This is a genomic window from Spiroplasma endosymbiont of Megaselia nigra (genome assembly GCF_003987485.1).
In the GTDB taxonomy this organism is placed as follows: Bacteria; Bacillota_I; Bacilli_A; order Mycoplasmatales; family Mycoplasmataceae; genus Spiroplasma.
The window spans coordinates 1-19,356 of record NZ_RCOO01000006.1 but is presented as its reverse complement, the minus strand read 5'-3'; the positions used below and the strand labels follow the sequence as shown (position 1 = coordinate 19,356).

Genomic DNA, 19,356 nt, shown 5'->3' with positions numbered 1-19,356 from the left:
TTTTGTGCAATATAAGTAAGCGATGTTTGTTCAATTTCTTTTACTGTATTTTTTCGAAATTCTGCAGTATATGTTTTAAATTTTTGTTCTTTTCCTGCCATTAAAAAATGCACCCCCTCTAAAAGTTTAGTAAGGTTCTTTTTTAATTTTACTTACTTTTTGGGGTGCAGTCTTTTAATTACCCTTTTTGTTTAAATTCTCGAATTTCTTGTTCTGAGTCATGAAACGGTTCAGCTTGAATATCACCATCAATTTTGCGAATAACAACATTTGCTAATTTAATTACAACTTCATGTGCAATTGATAATTGCATATGCTCAAATAATTTTGCAGCTTCTTCAACATAAGCGTGTAATGGATTTGTTTGAGCATAACTTCGTAAGTAAATTCCACTTCGTAATTTACTTGCTTGATCAATATGTTTTGTTCAATAATCATCAAACGAAGTAATAATTGCACTTCGTTCAATTTGATTAATAACATCAGCAGGAACATCTTCTGTTCGCGCTAAATAAAATTCATTCATTTCTGTTGCCACATATTTAACAACTTCTTCTCGCTTCATTTTTTCCATGGCTGCTTTATCTAACACATTAGCTGCAACAACTTTATCACTAATCCCCTTAATTAAGTCATCATAATGAATAAATCATTCCCCATGCGATTCATTACCAAACATTTTGGTTAAATCATAAGCTGTCGAATATTGCATTTTTTTAATAATTGGTTTTAAATCAGTTGCTGTTAAAATTTGATCACGTCGTGCATACATTGCTTCACGATGTTGTGCTAAAACATTATCATAATCTAAAATATGTTTTCGTTGATCAAAATTCATTCCCTCAACTTTTTTTTGTGCATTAGAAATTGCTCTTGTTAACATTCGTGATTGAATAAAATCCGAACCTAACCGAGCAAAAATTAGACGTAGGCGATCCCCACCAAAGCGCATCATTAATTCATCATCCATCGCAACATAAAACCGCGAAAAACCAGGATCTCCTTGTCGTCCTGCTCGCCCTCGTAACTGTTTATCAATTCGACGTGCTTCGTTTCGTTCAACCCCAAAAACAGCTAATCCTCCAATTTCTTTAACACCATCACCTAACTTAATGTCTGTTCCCCGACCAGCCATATTTGTTGCTAAAGTAATAGCTCCTTTTTCACCAGCTTTTGCAATAATGTCTGCTTCACGCTCATGATTTTTCGCATTTAACATTTCAAATTTTAAGTTAGCATTTCGTAAATAATGCGACAAAATTTCTGATGAATCAACTGAAGTTGTTCCAATTAAAATTGGTTGTCCCTTTTCATGCAAGGCAATAATTTCTTTCATCATTGCTTGCATTTTTGCATCACGATTTGCAAACATATAATCAGCTTCATCACGACGAATTAATGGACGATTAGTTGGAACTTGAATTACACGCATATTATAAATTTTAATAAATTCTTCTTCTTCTGTTTTTGCAGTACCAGTCATCCCACTTAATTTATTATATAATCGGAAAAAGTTTTGGTAAGTAATTGTTGCCATTGTCACTGTTTCTTCTTCAATATCAACACGTTCCTTTGCTTGTAATGATTGTTGCAAACCATCACTATAAGCACGTCCCGGCATTAAACGGCCAGTAAACTGATCAATTAAAATAATTTCATTATTTTGAACAACATATTCAACACCATTTTTAAAAACAAAATTAGCTTTTAAAGCATTTAGGATTAAATGATATAATTCAGTATTTTTAATATCAAATAAAGAATTAATTGAAAAGATTTTTTCTGCTTTAGTAATTCCTTCTGGAGTTAAATAAACTTGTTTTGTTTCTAAATCAATTTCAAGATCATTCTCTCGTGATAATGATTTTGCAAAATGATCAGCTGCTTGATATTGCGGTGTTCGGTTTTGACGTCCCCCCGAAATAATTAATGGCGTTCTTGATTCATCAATTAAAATTGAATCAGCCTCATCAATAATGGCATAATTTAATCCTCGTTGGACTTTCTCGCTGTAAACTTTTACCATATTATCTCGTAAATAATCAAATCCTAATTCAGCATTAGTAGTATAAGTAATATCACAACTATATGCTTCTCTTTTTGCATCTTTAGTGATATCACGAGAATTTAAACCAACTGTTAAACCTAAAAAACTAAAAACTTGACCATTAATTTCTGAATCCCGTCTTGATAAATATTCATTAACAGTAATAACATGAACACCCTTACCAGTTAAACCATTCAAATATGTTGGCATTAAAGCAGTTAAAGTTTTTCCTTCCCCTGTTTTCATTTCAGCCACATCACCTTCATGAAGAACAATGCCCCCAATTAGTTGGACACGATAAGCATGTAATCCTAAAATTCTACGACCTGCTTCACGGGCAACAGCAAATGCTTTAACTAAAATATCATCTAATGTAGCACCTTCTGCTAACTTCGTTTTAAATTCATTTGTCTTTTCTTTTAATGCATCATCAGACAATGCTCGCATTGTTTCATCTAACGCCATAATTTTATCTGCTATTTTCCCATGTTTTTTTACAATTTTACGATCGCTAACTGCCATTCAACTATCTCCTCTATTCTATATAATTATAAACATTCACATTTATTCTATCATAAAAAACGATAGTTGGCATAGTTATTCCATTTTGACAAAAAAAACGACATTTTGTCGTTTTATTATATTATTTATTTTGAACATATTCAATACCAGGCAGTGGTTTCCCTTCCATATATTCTAAACTAGCACCACCACCAGTTGAAATATGCGTAAATTTATCTTTATATCCTAATTGAATTGCCGCTGCAGCTGAATCGCCTCCTCCAATTAAAGTAAAGGCTCCTTTTAATTCAGCAATTGCTTCACAAACAGCTTTTGTTCCAATACTATAATTTTTAAATTCAAAAACTCCCATTGGTCCATTTCAAGCAACCGTTTTTGCATCCGATAATTCTTTTTTAAATAATTCAATTGTTTTGGGACCAATATCTAATCCCATATAACCATCATCAATATCCAAACCTGTTGTAACTTTTGCTGGTACATCAGCAAATTCAGGTGCTTCTAATGCATCAATTGGTAAAATAATTTTTCCTTTTGCTTTTGCTAAAAAGGTTTTAGCAATTTCAACTTTATCAACTTCTAATAATGAATTTCCAATTTTGTGACCTTGAGCAACAAAAAAAGTATATGCCATTCCACCACCAATTAAAATCTTATCTGCTTTTGTTAATAAATGTTCAATTACCCCAATTTTATCGGAAACTTTTGCGCCACCAATAATAGCAACAAATGGTTTAACTGGATTGTCTACTCCTTGTGACAACATTTTTACTTCTTTTTCCACTAAAAATCCTAAACATGATTCAGCAATATTTTCTGCAATCCCAACATTTGAAGCATGAGCACGATGCGCAGTTCCAAATGCATCATTAACAAAAACATCACCTAAACTTGCTCAATATTTCCCTAAAGCAGGATCATTTTTGCTTTCTCGTTTTGCAGTTGCTTTACCATCACAATCAACACTAATTTGACTATTACTATTAATAATATCAGCAAAGCGTGTATTTTGAAATAAAATTACATCTTTATTATGCATTTTATCAATAGCTTCTTCCAATTGTTTTCCTTCAAAAGCATTAATAAACTTAACTGGTTGTCCTAATTTTTGTTCTAATACCTTTGCCAATGGAGCCATATCACGTTTTTCTAAATCATCAGCTGTTTTAACTTTCCCTAAATGAGAAAATAAAATTACTTTTGCTTCTTGTGCTAACAAATATTTAATTGTGGGTAAAGCTGCAGTAATCCGATTATCATCAGTAACTTGCCCATCCTTCATTGGAACATTAAAATCAACACGGACTAAAACTTTTTTTCCTTTAACTTGAACATCTTTTAATTCTTTTTTGTTTGTCATAAATCCTTCTCACTTTCTTTTTCATCTTTATCCAATATATATCTTACCGCAAAAAATACCTTTTTAATGACAACTATTAAGGTATTCTAAGGCAAATTGCGCTGCTTTTGCTCCATCACTAATCGCAGTTGCAATTTGTCGTAATGTTGTATTTGTCACATCACCAGCGGCATATAATCCTGGCAATGCTGTTAAACATTTATTATTAACAATAAAATAGCCTTCTTCATTTAAAACTCCTAAGTTTTTTGCAAAATCACTAATTGGAATCGCCCCAATATATGGGAAAATAGCACTAACTGGTAAATTATCAATTTTACCTGTTTTCACATTTTTAATAACAACTGTTGTCACCCGTTTTTCTGTCACATCCTTAATTTCAGTTACTATTGTATCAACAATAAAATTAATTTTAGGATGTGCTTTTACTTTATTCACAATATTATTATCAGCACGAAATTCATCACGACGATGAATTAGATAAACTTTATTAACAAAGCGCGCTAAATAAAGAGCTTCTTCAAGAGCAGCATAGCCTCCCCCAACAACAACTACATCTTTTTCTTTATATAAAGCGCCATCACAAACTGCACAATATGAAACTCCATGTCCTTCTAATTCTAATTCACCAGGCACTACTAATTTACGTTCAACTGTTCCGGTTGCAACAATAACTGCTTTTGCTAATAAGATTTTTTTTGAAAATAACTCTAATTTAAACAAATTATCTTGTCTTATAATATTTGTCACACGATCAGCAATATATGGGATTTTTAATTTTTGGGTTTGTTCAAACATTTTCATGGCTAATTCATAGCCTTGAATATTATCAAAACCAGGATAATTTTCAATTTCACTTGTCTTTGTTACTTTTCCTCCTGGTGCTCCTTTTTCAATCATTGCAATATTCGCCATTGCTCGTGCAGCATAAATTCCTGCTGTCATCCCACCAGGACCAGCTCCAATAATTAAAATATCATATATTTCATTAGTATTGTTTTTCATATAATCATCCGCCTTTTCTTCGTTTTATAACAGCTATCCATTGGGCAAATAATATTAAAATAATACCAATTACAATCATTAAACTAAGAATAACATAATCCAATGTTCGCATATTTTTTAAAAATAAATCATGATCATCTCGTTGTGTTTCTAAAATAATCCGAATGAAATTATAACCAGCAATATACATCCCAGTTTTAATTCCACAACGGAAAATTTTTAAACGATGAGGGTTTTCTATTTTTTCTAATTCTCGGACATCAGCTGTAAAAATTTGTTTTAATCGTGCACCACAATATTTCCAATGTGCTTTCATCACTTGTTTTTTTGTCATCTTATTTTTATTTTTAAAATAAACTTTTTTAAAATTTACTTGTTGTGATAAATTATTAACAACCATTGGATCGGGTTTGATATCATAATATCATTTTGCTCAAACACCTTTTCACGATAACTGCATAAAATCGGGTTCTTCTTTTTTAAACCTTCAATAATAACTATAAAGAAATATTAATGGTAATGCAATCACAATTAAGAATCATAATAAAATATTAGCCAATGATTCATATAGAAAAATTGGTTGAAAATATTGCACATTATTAAAATCAGTTGGGTCAACAGGGTTTCCGTTAATCCCAATTGCCTCTGTTGGATGAAAATTATTTGGTACCGGAGTTGGGACATATCATTTAAATAAATTATCACGAATAAAACTTGGCAATCACATTAATTGTTCGCGTGCAATTGGTGCTCCTAATAATTCATGATTAAAAAAATTACCTCATCGCCCAATTGCTTGTGCTAACAAAATATTTGGAACAATTAAATCAGCATATACTCATAACGAAATATTATATTTTTGTGATTCAAAACCAAATCAAATTCAGCCGGCAATTAAACCAAAAATTAGCCCCCCATAAATACTCATTCCTGGTTCTCAGAAAGCAAATAATGTAAAAAAGAAAATTGGATTTTTAACATCATATTTACCAAAAAAACTAGCCCCCAATAAAGCAATCGGTGTAATCACAAAAATTCCTCAGTAAAATCCTTGCGTTGGAATATCACGTTTACGAAAATTAATTCATGATAAAATAATGGTAATTGCAAAACCACAAAAAATTAAAAATCAATAAGGACGAAATCAATTTCCATAAGTATCGTGGGCAATTCATGTTGCTAAATTCACGTTATAAACTCCTTATCAATTCTATTTTGAATATTCTTTAAAACGATCTTGTAAAATTTGCATCGAAGAAATTCCTGCTTCATCTAATTTTAATTTTGAAACTGCTGTCTCAACTAATTCACTAACATTACGCCCATATGTAACTGGAATTGTTACAATTGGTACCTTTGTATCTAAAATTTTAATATGTTTATACTTAGATCCTAATCGGTCAATTGATTTATATTGTTCATCATCTAAATGAATTAATTCAATTACTAAATCAATTTTTGATTCATCTAATAACACTTGCAAACCATAAATTTTACTTAAATCTAAGATTCCTAAACCACGGACTTCAATTAAATTTTTTAACATTTCATGTGATTGCCCATATAATCTATTATTTCGTTGCTGAATAATAATCCGATCATCACCAACAAACAAATGATTTTTTTTAATTAATTCTAATGTCATTTCTGATTTTCCAATTCCTGATTTTCCTTTTAATAAAATTCCTTTTCCAAAAACATTAATTAATGATGCATGTTCTTCTGTTACTGGTGCGAAATGTTCATCAAAAAATTCTAATACCATTTGATATAAACGACTTGTTGTAATATTGCTTGCACGAACAACTGGACAACTATGTTTTTCCGCAATTTCTAATAATAATTTATCAGTAAATTTTTCCGTTAAAATAATCATTGGAATATTTTCATTTAAAATATACTCATAGCGCTCTCTTCTTTCTTTTTCACTTAAGGTATTCACAAATAATTGCTCTTTATTTGATAACAAAACTACCCGACGATTACTATTATTTTTTTCAAAATCAAAGCCAGCTAATTCTAATCCTGGTCGATTAAGACCATAAATTTTAATAGGTCGATTAAGACCTTCCCTTCCAGCTAACACCTCGTAGCCAAATTTATCAACAATATCTTTTACAATAAACTTTGTCATTCCCAGTTCCTCCCTGTAAATTAATACTATCACAAATCATTATTCTGCTTCAATTTCAATAATAATATCGCGTAATTCTGCAGCTCGTTCAAAATCAAGTTTTTTACTTGCCTCATACATTTCTTTTCGTAAATATTGTAGTAATCCTTCTTTAGCTGTTTTATATTCTTTTGATTTTTTATTTTTAATGTTATGTAATTTATCATCTTGACGTTTAATATTAGTATAATCACGAATATTCTTAATAATTGTTGTTGGAGTAATATGATATTTCAAATTATATGCCTCTTGAATTTGCCGACGGCGAGCAGTTTCTCGCATTGCTTTTTGCATTGATTCAGAAACATTATCAGCATATAAAATAACATGCCCAGCCGCATTCCTTGCAGCACGACCAATTGTTTGAATTAAACTTCGTTCATTTCGTAAAAATCCTTGCTTATCAGCATCAAGAATACAAATTAATGATACTTCTGGAATATCAATTCCTTCACGAATTAAGTTAACACCAACAATACAATCATAAACTCCTTTTCGTAAATCCAATAAGATTTGACTACGTTCTAAAGTTTTTAATTCACTATGTAAATATGCAACTTTAACATTTTGTTCTTGTAAGTAACTTGTTAAATCTTCTGACATCCGAATTGTTAAAGTAGTAATAAAAACACGTTCATTTTTTTTCCGACGAATTTTTACTTGTTCAATAATATCATCAATTTGTCCTACTGTTGATTTTACTTCTACAGTTGGATCTAATAATCCCGTTGGACGAATAATTTGTTCAACCACTTCATTATTTACTAAACCTAATTCATAATCAACCGGAGTTGCTGAAACATAAATAACATTTTTTAATTTTTGATTAAATTCATCAAAATTTAAGGGACGATTATCTAATGCACTTTTTAAACGAAAACCATAATTTACTAAGGTTTCTTTTCGACTTCGATCTGTTTTATACATTGCTCGAATTTGTGGCAATGACATATGTGATTCATCAATAATAGTTAAAAAATCTTGGCAAAAAAAATCAATCAAAGTATACGGCGCTTCACCTTCTTCTCGTAAATCTAAATGTCGTGAATAGTTTTCAATTCCAGAACATATTCCACTTTCACGAAGTAAATCTAAATCATATTCAGTTCGTTGTTTTAAACGTTGTAATTCAACAATTTTTCCAGCTGCTTCTAATTCAGCTAAGCGAACTTTTAATTCTGCTTCAATTCGTTTAATTGCCTCAGCTAAGCGTTCTGGAGAAGTAATATAATCTTGCGCTGGAAAAATTGTTAATGTTGATAACCGCTGTGTAACATCACCAGTAATTCCATCAATATAAGCTAAATCATCAATTTCATCTCCAAACAAATCAATGCGAATAAAAGTTTTAACATTTCACCCCGGAACAATTTTAATTACATCACCTTTAGCACTAAAACTACCTGGAATCAATTCAATATCATTACGAACATATCCTGATGATACTAAAAAATTGGCTAAATCTTTTTTACTAATTTTTTGATTACGATTAATTTGCAAAAAAGATTTTTTATATTCATTTGGATCTTGTGCTCCATAAATTGCAGCAACAGAAGCCACGACAATAACATCTTTACGAGTTGTTAAAGCATTAAAAGCACTTAACCGCATCATGTCTAACTCCATATTTTGGCGAGCATCTTTATTAATGTATAAATCTTTTCCTGGTAAATAAGCTTCCGGTTGATAAAAATCAAAGTTTGAAACAAAATACTCAACACGATTTTCTGGAAACATTTCTTTTAACTCAACATATAATTGCATTGCTAATGTTTTATTATGTGCCATCACCAATGTTGGTTTTTGATAATTTTCAATAACATTTGCAATTGTAAATGTTTTTCCAGTTCCTGTTGCTCCCAATAAAACTTGATGTTTTTTATTTGCTAATAAATTGGTAGTTAATTTTTCAATTGCCAGGGGTTGATCACCTGCTGGCAAATAATTTGATGTTAATTTAAACACTATTTCACTACTCCTTTATAATTTTGCTTTTCTATAATTATATCAATCTTTCTTATAATTATTTTAAAAATAAAAAAGTAAAATTCCTTTTACTTTTTTAGCCATTAGTAATATTAGCAACAGGAATATCAACACCAGCTCAATAAAGATCGATTGTTTTATTGGTTGTAAATTGCATTACTTGCACTTTTATTTCATAACTACCCGTTACTTTTCCCCCATTTGGTGTAATTGTTACAATATATTCTCCCTTTACTAACTCAGCACCAGTTGCTCCCCTTGGTTTCTGCTTAATTGCTGTATTTAAAGAAACTCCAGCACGGTATTCTTTTGGCAATCATTACATAACAGCTGTTTGAACACTTTTTTCTAAATCTTCTTCTTTAAAATTATTATTTAAAAATGAAGGAGCTGGAATTTTATTTGCAAACTTTGTTAAATCTAAATCAAGCATTGGTTCACCAACAACCTTAACTGTAATTTCAATTTTTTTAGTAACACTTGTTGCTGTTTCTGGTGCTGAAGCAGTAACATTATATGCTTGTTCTAATAGTTTTTTTGTATCATCAGTTTCTTTTTCAACTTTATATTCAATTTCATCTTTTTTAACTGCTGGTGCTAGTTTTCCTTCAACATACTGTTGAACAGCTTTTTTTAAATCACCCACAGTATTATTAACCGTTAAATTACTCTTAAATCCTTTTGCTGAAATAGTTGCTAAATAAAATTTAAATTTACTTTGATCAACAACATTAATACTAAAATTACCCATTACTTGGACGGTCTTTGCATTAGCTTTTGCTGTTAAGGTAAGTTCATAATTTCCAACCACTAATTTTCCGCCTGTAGTACTACCAGCTGGTCTTGTTTTTACCTCTAATTCAATTTCATCAGGATTTACTTTAATATTACTTTCTTTATCTAATTCAGCAACAATAACATCTTTAATATTAGATTCACTTTCATTGGTTGTGAAATAATCCTTTTTTAATATGGTAAAATCAACTGCCCCTAAATCTGGTAAAACTGAATAACCATATTGATGAATTTTTGCTTTACCATTGATTTGATAATAACCCTTTAATGTTCGCTTTGCTTCTGCACTAACTTTTGCTTTATTAACCATTGCAGTATCAATAAATTCTGATGATGGTAATAAATTTTGAGATGTTTGAAACAATGTTCCATCAGCAGCCGGCATTATACGGGCAACTGCTCCATTAATACCCCTTGGTTTATCTTTTTCATTTTCCAAAAAAGTAACACTATAAACTGCAACCGCCAAAGAATTAACTGCGGCTGTCCCTTGGTCATAATTTGTTCATGGATTTCATAACTCTAACGATGGGTAACGCATTCATTGATTTTGTGAAATGTTTTGATAATTATAATAAAATTTATTTTCTGCCGCTGAATCACCTTTCATATATAAAACGTTATACATTAAAAAGTTATTAACTGCATTAATTACGGATAGAGCAGCTGTTTTGGCAACTTGATTATTACCAGGAAAATCATCAAATGGATTAGTTTGACAACCAATAACATTAATTCCAATTGCTGATGATAAAGAAAATGTTGTTAATAATGATAATAATTTTTTCATTTTCTATACCTCCTTAATCAATTGTATTTCGTTCCATTTTTTTAATTTGTCTTTTACTTAGTTTTGTGTAAGAATATTTTTCACTAATGTTAGTAAACAAGATTTCTTGAACTTTTTCTTTAATATCTTTCTTCTGATCTTTTGTTAAAATTAATAAAACACTTCTTTTATGCGCATATTCTGATGTAGAACTAACTTGGGTCATCGCTTTATAAATCACACTCATTCGACGAGTACCATAATGAGCTCGCAAGAAACGAATATGTAAAGTAATTAATGTTATTGCAATCATAACAATCTCCATTGCGAGTAACACTAAACAGTTCTTAATAATATCTGCTTGATAATATCATAGTTGTCCTGCTCCAGAAGCAATTCCATAAATAATATTGCCCATATTATGCATTGCATAAGTAAACGGCATAATGTTTGATAATGCATTATAGAATGGATTTGACATAAAAGCTGGGAATAAAATTCATCCACAAGCAAAGTTAAACATTAAAACAACCATATTTAACACTCGTGATGATACTTCATCTGGAATTGCTAATCAAATTCCGCCAACAATAAAGGTAAAGATAAAGCCAACATATAAAGCAAATAAATATAATAATCAAAATGCTGAACCTAATTGTCAAAACCCAATTGGTAATAACATTAGTAATAAAATTGAAACTTGAATAAACATATTAACTTGTAAAATTAACATTTTGCATAAATAATGTTGATAAAATCTCGTGTTTGGTGTTCGTGACCGGCGATTATAAATAATTGTTGATGCAAAAATTCCAATAAAAGTATCAACTAAAATAAATGCCTCTCCCAAACCAATTCCATATTGACTATATTGTTTTCCAACTAAAGTGTATGGCATTTTAAAAATATCAAGAAGATGTGAACCTGTTTCGGTAAAACTTTTTGCTGCTGATGAAAATTCAGGATAATTCATTTCTTTTCTTGCAAAAGAAACTTGTTTTGTGCTTTTATCAATCTGAAACGCTGGAGGTGGACTTGTAATCCCAATATGAAATAAATCATTAACAATTGGCATTAAAGAGATTGGTAAAATTCCAGTTAAAAAACGATAAATTTCATCAGCAATTTTAGCATCAATATAATTTCCTGAAATAGCAACATCTAAAATATTTTTTAAGGCAACTGCTCTTTTTTGCACTGGAATAATATCAACCAAATTAATTCCCATCATCCCTGGAATTAATGATGGATCAAGAAATTCAAAAAGAAAACGATTAATATCTGCTTCTTGAATTGTTCGATCATTTGGTGTAGTTGATGTTGGAGGATAATAACTAAACATTGTAAATAATGTTGTTGCCATTAATTGTGGTAAAATTTGCGCACTTAAAGATGTTGTTAAATTCGCATAAAAGTTACTAATCATTCCACTAGCAAAATTTTGCCGGGATGTTCCTCAAAATGTAATCCGATTATTTGTAAACCAACGTAGTTCTTTAATAATAAGACCATTTAATTCTGTTGCTGGTAAAGTATGCGTTGGATCACCATCTTTACAAAGATTATTACCATCAAATCCATCAAAACAAACATAACTAGCTTTATTCATATTTACAATTAATGTTGCTAAATGTTGTGTAAATCCTTGTGGAATTCTAACTTGTACTCAGTACTTACTATCTAATTCGCTAACATTTTGCCCACTATAACGAACATAATCGCCTTCAACTTTTCCAACTTTTAAATCATAAGTAAAACGATTAGTATTTGGATTATAAAAATTTAATTTAGTAACAGCTTCATCAGTAATACTAGTATAATAACCAATCTTTCCAACCATTTTTGCTTGAGTAGTACAGTCAGTTTGATTATGAACAGTATAATCAAATGAAACTGCTTCTGCATTTAGTAATGAATCAGTTCCATCTGTTGATGGTGGCAAATTTTTATCATCTTTATAAATCATACAAACATTAGCATCTTGATTAACAATTGCCATTGGAATTCTTTGTAAATTTTGATATGGATTAAAGAAAGCTCAAATATAGAAAAATCCATAAATAAAGGTCATTAAGCAACCAACAATGGCAATTACTTTATTAAATGGTTTTTCAACAAAAAATGCCCGTAATTCAGTTTTTGAAATTTGACGAAATTTTGGTTTAATTTCAATATTGTTTTTCTTATTTACCTTGTATTCATCATTTTTCATTCAAGAGCCTCCTAATCGATTCCTTCTCGATTATCGTCATAAACATAATTTGTTTTTAATTTTATTAATTCTGCATTATATTTTGCAAATTTAAATTTATTTGTAATTTTATCTTTTTGTTGTTCAACAATTACACGCAATTTATTTTCTAAATTTTCTATTTCATGATTAATATCCATAATTTTATTATTTATTTTACGAATTTTAATGTTGTATGATTCATCTTTTGTAATTTTTGATAATTTATAGTTTTTATTTTTTTCCGCATTCAACTCTTCTAATTGTCGTTTTAATTTTATAATTCGTTCTTCTATATGACGATTAACTTGAGTTTTATTTGCTTCTAATTCTTGAATATTATTAGCTAAAATTAATAATTTTTCTTGATAAATTGGAATTAATCTAGCTTCTGGTTTAGTTTGTTTTAAATGATTTAATTGTTCTTTTTCTAAGTTATATCGCACAATTAATTTATTAATTTTTTTATCATGCGGATTATCAAAAACAGTTCGCATTGTATTACTATTTAATTCATCAATTTTCTTTTGTAAATATGTTAATTCTTGTCGTAATGTATAAACTTTTTTTAATTTTAGTTTAGAACTATGTTCATTAACTGTTCTTGATATAAGCATATATTCATCTTTTAATTCTTCATATTGCTCATTTAAAGCAGCAATCCGGGCATAATTTGGATTTCTTTTTAACATTTCAATTTATTTGCGTGCTTCTGTAATTTTTTCCCCTAATGCTTCTAATTTTATTTTTAATTTTTGGGATTTGCGAATATCTTTAGCATCATTAGTAATCTCTGCTTTTTGAACTAAAACAACATATTTTTGCTTAATTACTTCAAAACGATTACGATAAACCTCACTTATTGCTTCTAATTTTTTGCTTCGAACTATGGCTGGATCTTTATATAAAGAATTAATTTTATCTTCTAAATTTTTTATTTTTTGTTCGCGATGTTTCTCATCAATATATTGTTTAATTAATAGCGAATATTCAACACTTAAGTTGTTAATAACACGGCGACTTCTAACAAAGTCTTTTGTTGCATCAATACTATCCATTGTTTCATAAATCTCTTTTAAACTGAATGTACCAAACATTTCAATACGACGATAAATATATGCGGTACATAATCCAATTCCTAAGAAAACTACTAGGAAAATCATTAAGGCACCAAAACATCCTAAAATTTCTGTATTGTACATATTAATAATTCCCTCATTAGAAGCAATTCCATAGACAATATTGCTCATTCCAAAAATTGTATATTTAAATGGCACAATGTAACTAATTGCTTGGAAAAAACCATTTTGTAAAATAACTGGAAAACTTCCACCACCAGCAGTTAAATTAAAGACCGTATAAATAATACATAAGAATCGTCCAACATTATCATCTGGCATCGAATATCATAAAGCCTGGGTTATTGTTGTTAAGACGGTCGCGGTGACTATCATTCACATTAACATATAAACAATTGGTGAGCCTAATTTTCCATAACCAACAGCCAATAAGCCTAAAAATAACAATAATGTTTGAGCATAAAAAGTAATTAACATTGTAAATCATTTTGAAAAATAATGTTGATATCATTTTGCATTAGGTGTGTAACTTTTTTTACGATAAATAAAAGTTTGCGTAATTGCTCCAATTCATAATGAAATTGAAATAAAATATAATCCTAATCCATATCCATATGTTCCAAATTCATATCCTTGAATATGTCTATCAACGCTTGTTGAGCGTGACATATTATTTAAAAAGTATTGTGTTACTGATAATAATTTTGTTTTGTATTCAGAAAAATAAACACGTTGTTCTTATCTTGGATCATTGTTTGGATTTCCTAAATCTGGAAACATAATTTGAAATGAAAATGGTAAAATTTGTTCCATTTTAAGATTAACTGTTATTCCAATATTAATTGAAACAAGCACATCATTTTTAATATGATTAAACATTTTATTTACAGATTCATATAAAACCGGATTTTTTTCTTTTAAATGTTGTAATGCTTTATATAAATTTGATGGTTCACCTGGTTTAGCACCAGGAGAACAAGCAGTTCCGGACCCATCACAATCATAATTATTAATATTTTTTACAACTTCCATAATAAAATTATAAATATTTTCGGGAATAATATAATACTCACCAAAACGAGAGCTACCACCATTTGAACTTTCGCCATGGTCTTGACGTGATGATAATCAAAACATTGTTTCTGGTGCTAATGTTGTTAAAATACTAGTTGTTAAACTTCCAAAACCAACTTGTAACATACTCATCATATTTCCAATCATAAAACTATGTTCATAAGTTGCTCAAAAATCCATTTTATTATTGCTAAAATAATCCATTGTTTTAAAGAAATCATTTTCATCATCATCAGTAAAATTAGGCTCACCAATTTGTGCTAATCCTCGCATTAATTTATATGTATTTAAAGTATAACTAGTTGGGATTTTTAATTGCACTCAATATTTACTATTTGGTGTAAAGTTAGTTTCATCTTCTTTTAAATATTTAATTGTTGGTGTAATATCACCAATCGATGTTGTTAATGTTTTTGAATTTTCATCGTATTTATTATGGTAGTATACATTATTTTGAGGTTTTTAATAAAATTAAGTAATTAGAAACAAATTAAGTTTCGCTTATGACTAAATGATAACAAAATTTATAAAAAATTCAACTTTTTTAAAAAATAGGAGAGTGTCAAAAAATGTGAAAATTATTAACATTAATTACTAGTATTTTAGAAAACCCAAAAATAGCATTAAGAATTATAAAATTATTAGAAAAATATGGTAATTCTAAAATAAAAGCAATTTTACAAAGTATTAAAGATATTGAGCATCAATTAGCACAAATTCAATATTATTTAAACCCTAATATATTAAGAGAGTTATTATCAAAATTACCTAAAAGTTTAGAAATACAATTATTTAAAGATATTAGTTTTTTAGATAAAAATAAATATAAAGAAATTGTAAAATCATTAACTCCAACAGAAAGTAATTGAACTATCTTATCTAGTATAGTTGATGTAAAAAGGGATTTTTTCAAATAACTAATAAACAAAAATTAATAGGTAATTTAACTATTTTAATTCAATCAGATAATGATAAACAAAGAAGATGATATGGACCTTATACATATCCAAAAGTACATATTCAGGTATGACAAGCAATGAAATCAGTAACTGGTAAAAATGGAACTGGGGCAGGATCAGTATTATGAAATATGTTATTACATGTATGATTACGTAGTGAATTAAGAGAATATGTAAATTGACAAATATATACACAACAAAATAAAAGTGGTGGAGATGTTAAAATAAGAGCAAGTCGTATTAATAAAAACCTATTAGAATTAAATAAAGAAATAAATCGTTATAGTAATAATTTTTACAATACAAAAGATGCTAAATTAAATAATCATAAACAATATATAGATAATAAAAATTGATTAAATCAACAGCGAGAATATGCAACTAATTTAAAGACTGGTTATCAAAAATTACATACTAAAATAATATCAAAACCAAAAACAATAAATATTTATAAAGAACTTAAAAAAAGGAATTAATGTAATTAAAAAACCTTTAAACAAAATAAAAAGACCTTTTTAAGACTGCACCCCAAAAAGTAAGTAAAATTAAAAAAGAACTTTACTAAACTTTTAGAGGAGGTGCAGTCTTTTTTTAGGTCTTTTATTTTTATTGTCCACTACCACCAATACCAGTGGATACACTAGCAATTTTAATTTTAATATCATTAATATTTTGATTATCAATAATACCTGCATTAATATGCAAATAAATATCTCCACTTACAATTTCATTAACTGGTAAATAAATACCTGCTGAATTTGTTTGAATTGGATAATCATTTTTACCATCACTTAATACCATAACAGAACGCATAAATCCTAAAATTTGTTGTTTCTGTGGTGTAGTTAAATTATTATCTAATACTTTATCAAATAATTTTTTAATCTCTGCTTTGTCAGGAGTAGATGGAGTAATTCCAAAGAATTCATAATATTTTTTCTTAACATCCATATTTAAAGTATTTTGATCTTCTGTTAAATTATTAATATTGTTAATAGTATTTTGCATTGCAGTTTTAAATGTAGGATTATAAAAATCTTTATAATTTGGATCATAATCTAATAATTGATAAGTTAATTCATTTTCTCATTCACCAGTAAATTCATTAAATTTTTGTCATGAATCACCAGTTGGATTTGTATTATCTCATAAGCGAGCAATAGCATCCATTTGTTCTTGTTCTGTAAACATTTCTTTAACAATTAAGAAACCTAATTCTGGTCTTGTTAAAGCAGGCAATGAAAATAACACCCGACTAGTAAATGCTGGTTCTTATGTATCATTATCAACATAACTAATATTTTCAGTAAAAATAGTAATCATTGCTACATTATCTGTATGAATTACAAGTCCTTCAATTTTTTTATTAATAGATAAATCAAAACCACGAGTTCTATTCATTCCTTGTAAATTAATCTCTAATTGTCCTTCTGTTGTTTTACCATTTAAAGGTTTAATATTTTGCCCTAATCATAATGATTTAGAAATCATATAACCCATTACTTTATCTTGAAATAAAGTACCTGTCACCATTGTATTTGCTGAAATACTTTCACCGATTAATTGAGTATATGCTCGTGTTAAATCTAAGTATGAATGTGGTTCTCAGATCATTTCTCAATCACTAGTATTTGTACCAATTTGAGATTAATTAATTTTTCGTGTTTCATCTGTCATACGATGTGCTAATGCATACATTAAATCTAGTGCATCTTGTTGAGTTTTAATTTTAGTTGTATCATAAACAAAAGCATAGTCTTTATTAAATTTAGATCTAGCAATATAATTATCAATTACACCTTTTAGAAAATATAATTCTAAATTAAACATCATATTTTCTGTAATTGAACCTGTTCATTTTGCTACTAATTGCCCTCGTAATTCAGGAGCAGTATTTTTTAAACGAGATAAATCAAATCTTCTTCATTGTGTTTTTAAACCAATAGTATGATCAATTACTAAACGACCACGCTTAGCATTTTGATTTTGTTTTGGATTTCCTTTTTCGTGATTTTATTCTTAATCACCATAAAATAATCGTTCTGGAATTGTATAAATCGCTACTGCATAATCAGCACTTTCCATATTAGGACTTGATTGTGCTGTTGCTGTTAAACGATGAAAAGTATAATAATCAGGGTTTGATAAAATATCTTTAACTCGAATTTCTTGTGCTGATAATAATAAATGTCCTTCTTTTGTTAAGTTTGCTACACCGTTACCAATAACAAATCCTTCATGTAATCCTATAATTGATGCCATATTTTATTTTCCTTTCTCATATTCTTTTTGAACTAAATTTTTAATTCTTTCATTAACAGGAATATCTTTATTTTCATCTAAACTAGTTTTAATTTTTTGTGTTAATTCTTCAATAAACATATTTTCATCTTTAATTTGAATACCACCATTCATTAAATTTTTCATATCTAATGCTGGTTTTTTATCAACTAAATCTTTAAAATTAGTTTTAATATATTCTATATTTTTATCACTATTTAATAGTTCTTCTACTAATTTACGATTTTCTTGTGGTACTTGTGATAACTCATATTCTTTTATTTTTGAATGATAACTATTAATTTGTTCCGTATATGATTTTTCAGTTTCAGTTTTAATACTAGTTTCAATTTCAGGTGCAACATTAGATAAAGTATGCTTTTCTTTTTGTTCTAATAAAGCATTAATTTCATCTTGTGTCATATTTTCTTTATAATCATATTTAAAGTCTTTCATAACTTTAATCCCTCCATTATTTTTTTATAGAAAATTTTAAAAACTATCGTCACCATCTTACCATCATTTTAATTTTTGTAAACTTGTGGGTATTTTTTCTTAATTTCTTTTCTAGTTTCTTCAATACCTTTTTTAAAACCTTTTTCATATTGATCTAAATATTTTTTTTGATTATTAACACCATAATCATAAGTTTCTTTCATTAATTCTTGAAATATTTTAGTATGTTCTTCACACGCAGGAACACCAATACCATTTCAATTTTTACTTACTTTTTTTAAACATTCTTTCCCATCTATAATCATTCAACAGATATTTTTATCCATTCGCATTTTTTCAAACTACAATGTTTCTTTTAACTGAGAATATGAAATAAAAAACCTTTCTAGGTTATTATTAAATATATAAAGTTAGGAGAAACATTTTTTATATGGCAAAGGGTAAAACTAAAGGGTCAAAAGACCATGATATTGAATTTAAAACTAAAATTATTAACGAATATTACGAATATAATAAATCAATATCTTTAATATCTAAAGAATATGGAATAAGTACTGCAACTATTTCTAGGTGAATTAATGTTTTCAATAAAGATAAAAAATTTGATAAACGAACATATAT

General features: G+C 28.4%; 21 protein-coding genes. 3 read left to right on the top strand and 18 right to left on the bottom strand.

The window, feature by feature from the left end:
- Window positions 1–178: 178 nt before the first annotated feature.
- From secA to D9R21_RS08040, 12 genes are all read right to left on the bottom strand, one after another.
- Window positions 179–2,569: a preprotein translocase subunit SecA gene (gene secA, locus D9R21_RS00845; protein WP_126820693.1), complete on the bottom strand. Its 2,391-nt coding sequence runs from the start codon at window positions 2,567–2,569 to the stop codon at window positions 179–181.
- A 121-nt stretch (window positions 2,570–2,690) separates the two neighbouring features.
- The gene (locus D9R21_RS00840; RefSeq protein WP_126820692.1) at window positions 2,691–3,929 is read right to left on the bottom strand and encodes a phosphoglycerate kinase; all 1,239 of its coding nucleotides are present in this window, start codon (window positions 3,927–3,929) and stop codon (window positions 2,691–2,693) included.
- 63 nt (window positions 3,930–3,992) lie between these two features.
- On the bottom strand, window positions 3,993–4,934 hold the full coding sequence (gene trxB, locus D9R21_RS00835; RefSeq protein WP_126820691.1) for a thioredoxin-disulfide reductase: 942 nt from the start codon (window positions 4,932–4,934) through the stop codon (window positions 3,993–3,995).
- Entirely contained in the window at window positions 4,918–6,123 is a 1,206-nt protein-coding gene (locus D9R21_RS00830) for a prolipoprotein diacylglyceryl transferase (protein WP_126820690.1), read from the bottom strand. The genes trxB and D9R21_RS00830 overlap by 17 nt, the downstream gene beginning before the upstream one ends.
- A gap of 21 nt (window positions 6,124–6,144) precedes the next feature.
- Window positions 6,145–7,068, bottom strand: a complete 924-nt coding sequence (gene hprK / locus D9R21_RS00825) for an HPr(Ser) kinase/phosphatase (protein WP_126820689.1) — start codon at window positions 7,066–7,068, stop codon at window positions 6,145–6,147.
- Between the two features lie 39 nt (window positions 7,069–7,107).
- Window positions 7,108–9,072 (bottom strand): excinuclease ABC subunit UvrB, encoded by a 1,965-nt coding sequence (uvrB, locus tag D9R21_RS00820; protein WP_126820688.1) that lies wholly within the window; start codon window positions 9,070–9,072, stop codon window positions 7,108–7,110.
- A 97-nt stretch (window positions 9,073–9,169) separates the two neighbouring features.
- Window positions 9,170–9,409 carry a hypothetical protein gene (locus D9R21_RS08055; protein ID WP_241568625.1) on the bottom strand — a complete coding sequence of 80 codons (240 nt, stop codon included), beginning with the start codon at window positions 9,407–9,409 and terminating at the stop codon, window positions 9,170–9,172.
- A gap of 3 nt (window positions 9,410–9,412) precedes the next feature.
- On the bottom strand, window positions 9,413–10,678 hold the full coding sequence (locus D9R21_RS00815) for a hypothetical protein (RefSeq protein WP_241568624.1): 1,266 nt from the start codon (window positions 10,676–10,678) through the stop codon (window positions 9,413–9,415).
- A gap of 13 nt (window positions 10,679–10,691) precedes the next feature.
- Window positions 10,692–12,869: an ABC transporter gene (locus D9R21_RS00810; RefSeq protein WP_126820687.1), complete on the bottom strand. Its 2,178-nt coding sequence runs from the start codon at window positions 12,867–12,869 to the stop codon at window positions 10,692–10,694.
- 11 nt (window positions 12,870–12,880) lie between these two features.
- On the bottom strand, window positions 12,881–13,579 hold the full coding sequence (locus D9R21_RS08050; RefSeq protein ID WP_241568623.1) for a hypothetical protein: 699 nt from the start codon (window positions 13,577–13,579) through the stop codon (window positions 12,881–12,883).
- A 6-nt stretch (window positions 13,580–13,585) separates the two neighbouring features.
- Window positions 13,586–14,635 carry an ABC-2 transporter permease gene (locus tag D9R21_RS08045; protein ID WP_241568622.1) on the bottom strand — a complete coding sequence of 350 codons (1,050 nt, stop codon included), beginning with the start codon at window positions 14,633–14,635 and terminating at the stop codon, window positions 13,586–13,588.
- Between the two features lie 69 nt (window positions 14,636–14,704).
- A complete protein-coding gene (locus D9R21_RS08040; RefSeq protein WP_241568621.1) occupies window positions 14,705–15,361 on the bottom strand; it encodes a hypothetical protein in 657 nt (218 codons plus the stop codon).
- Between the two features lie 248 nt (window positions 15,362–15,609).
- On the opposite strand from D9R21_RS08040, the gene D9R21_RS00800 reads away from it, so the two are divergent.
- Entirely contained in the window at window positions 15,610–15,957 is a 348-nt protein-coding gene (locus tag D9R21_RS00800; protein ID WP_126820686.1) for a hypothetical protein, read from the top strand.
- Between the two features lie 119 nt (window positions 15,958–16,076).
- On the top strand, window positions 16,077–16,475 hold the full coding sequence (locus tag D9R21_RS00795) for a hypothetical protein (protein ID WP_126820685.1): 399 nt from the start codon (window positions 16,077–16,079) through the stop codon (window positions 16,473–16,475).
- 130 nt (window positions 16,476–16,605) lie between these two features.
- Here the strand turns inward: D9R21_RS00795 and D9R21_RS00790 are convergent, their stop codons facing one another.
- The 6 genes from D9R21_RS00790 to D9R21_RS00765 form a co-directional block, all read right to left on the bottom strand.
- Complete coding sequence (locus D9R21_RS00790; RefSeq protein WP_158613834.1) at window positions 16,606–17,250, bottom strand: hypothetical protein; 645 nt, start codon at window positions 17,248–17,250, stop codon at window positions 16,606–16,608.
- Between the two features lie 21 nt (window positions 17,251–17,271).
- Window positions 17,272–17,613: a hypothetical protein gene (locus D9R21_RS00785; protein WP_126820683.1), complete on the bottom strand. Its 342-nt coding sequence runs from the start codon at window positions 17,611–17,613 to the stop codon at window positions 17,272–17,274.
- A 33-nt stretch (window positions 17,614–17,646) separates the two neighbouring features.
- The gene (locus D9R21_RS00780) at window positions 17,647–17,829 is read right to left on the bottom strand and encodes a hypothetical protein (RefSeq protein WP_158613833.1); all 183 of its coding nucleotides are present in this window, start codon (window positions 17,827–17,829) and stop codon (window positions 17,647–17,649) included.
- Between the two features lie 189 nt (window positions 17,830–18,018).
- Window positions 18,019–18,261: a hypothetical protein gene (locus D9R21_RS00775; RefSeq protein ID WP_126820681.1), complete on the bottom strand. Its 243-nt coding sequence runs from the start codon at window positions 18,259–18,261 to the stop codon at window positions 18,019–18,021.
- Between the two features lie 3 nt (window positions 18,262–18,264).
- Window positions 18,265–18,735, bottom strand: coding sequence for a hypothetical protein (locus tag D9R21_RS00770; protein ID WP_126820680.1), 471 nt, complete (start codon window positions 18,733–18,735; stop codon window positions 18,265–18,267).
- Window positions 18,736–18,803: 68 nt separating this feature from the next.
- Window positions 18,804–19,061, bottom strand: coding sequence for a hypothetical protein (locus tag D9R21_RS00765; RefSeq protein ID WP_126820679.1), 258 nt, complete (start codon window positions 19,059–19,061; stop codon window positions 18,804–18,806).
- Between the two features lie 104 nt (window positions 19,062–19,165).
- Between D9R21_RS00765 and D9R21_RS00760 the strand changes: the two genes are divergently transcribed.
- The coding region (locus D9R21_RS00760) for a transposase (RefSeq protein WP_148108815.1) at window positions 19,166–19,356 on the top strand (191 nt) is incomplete at its 3' end.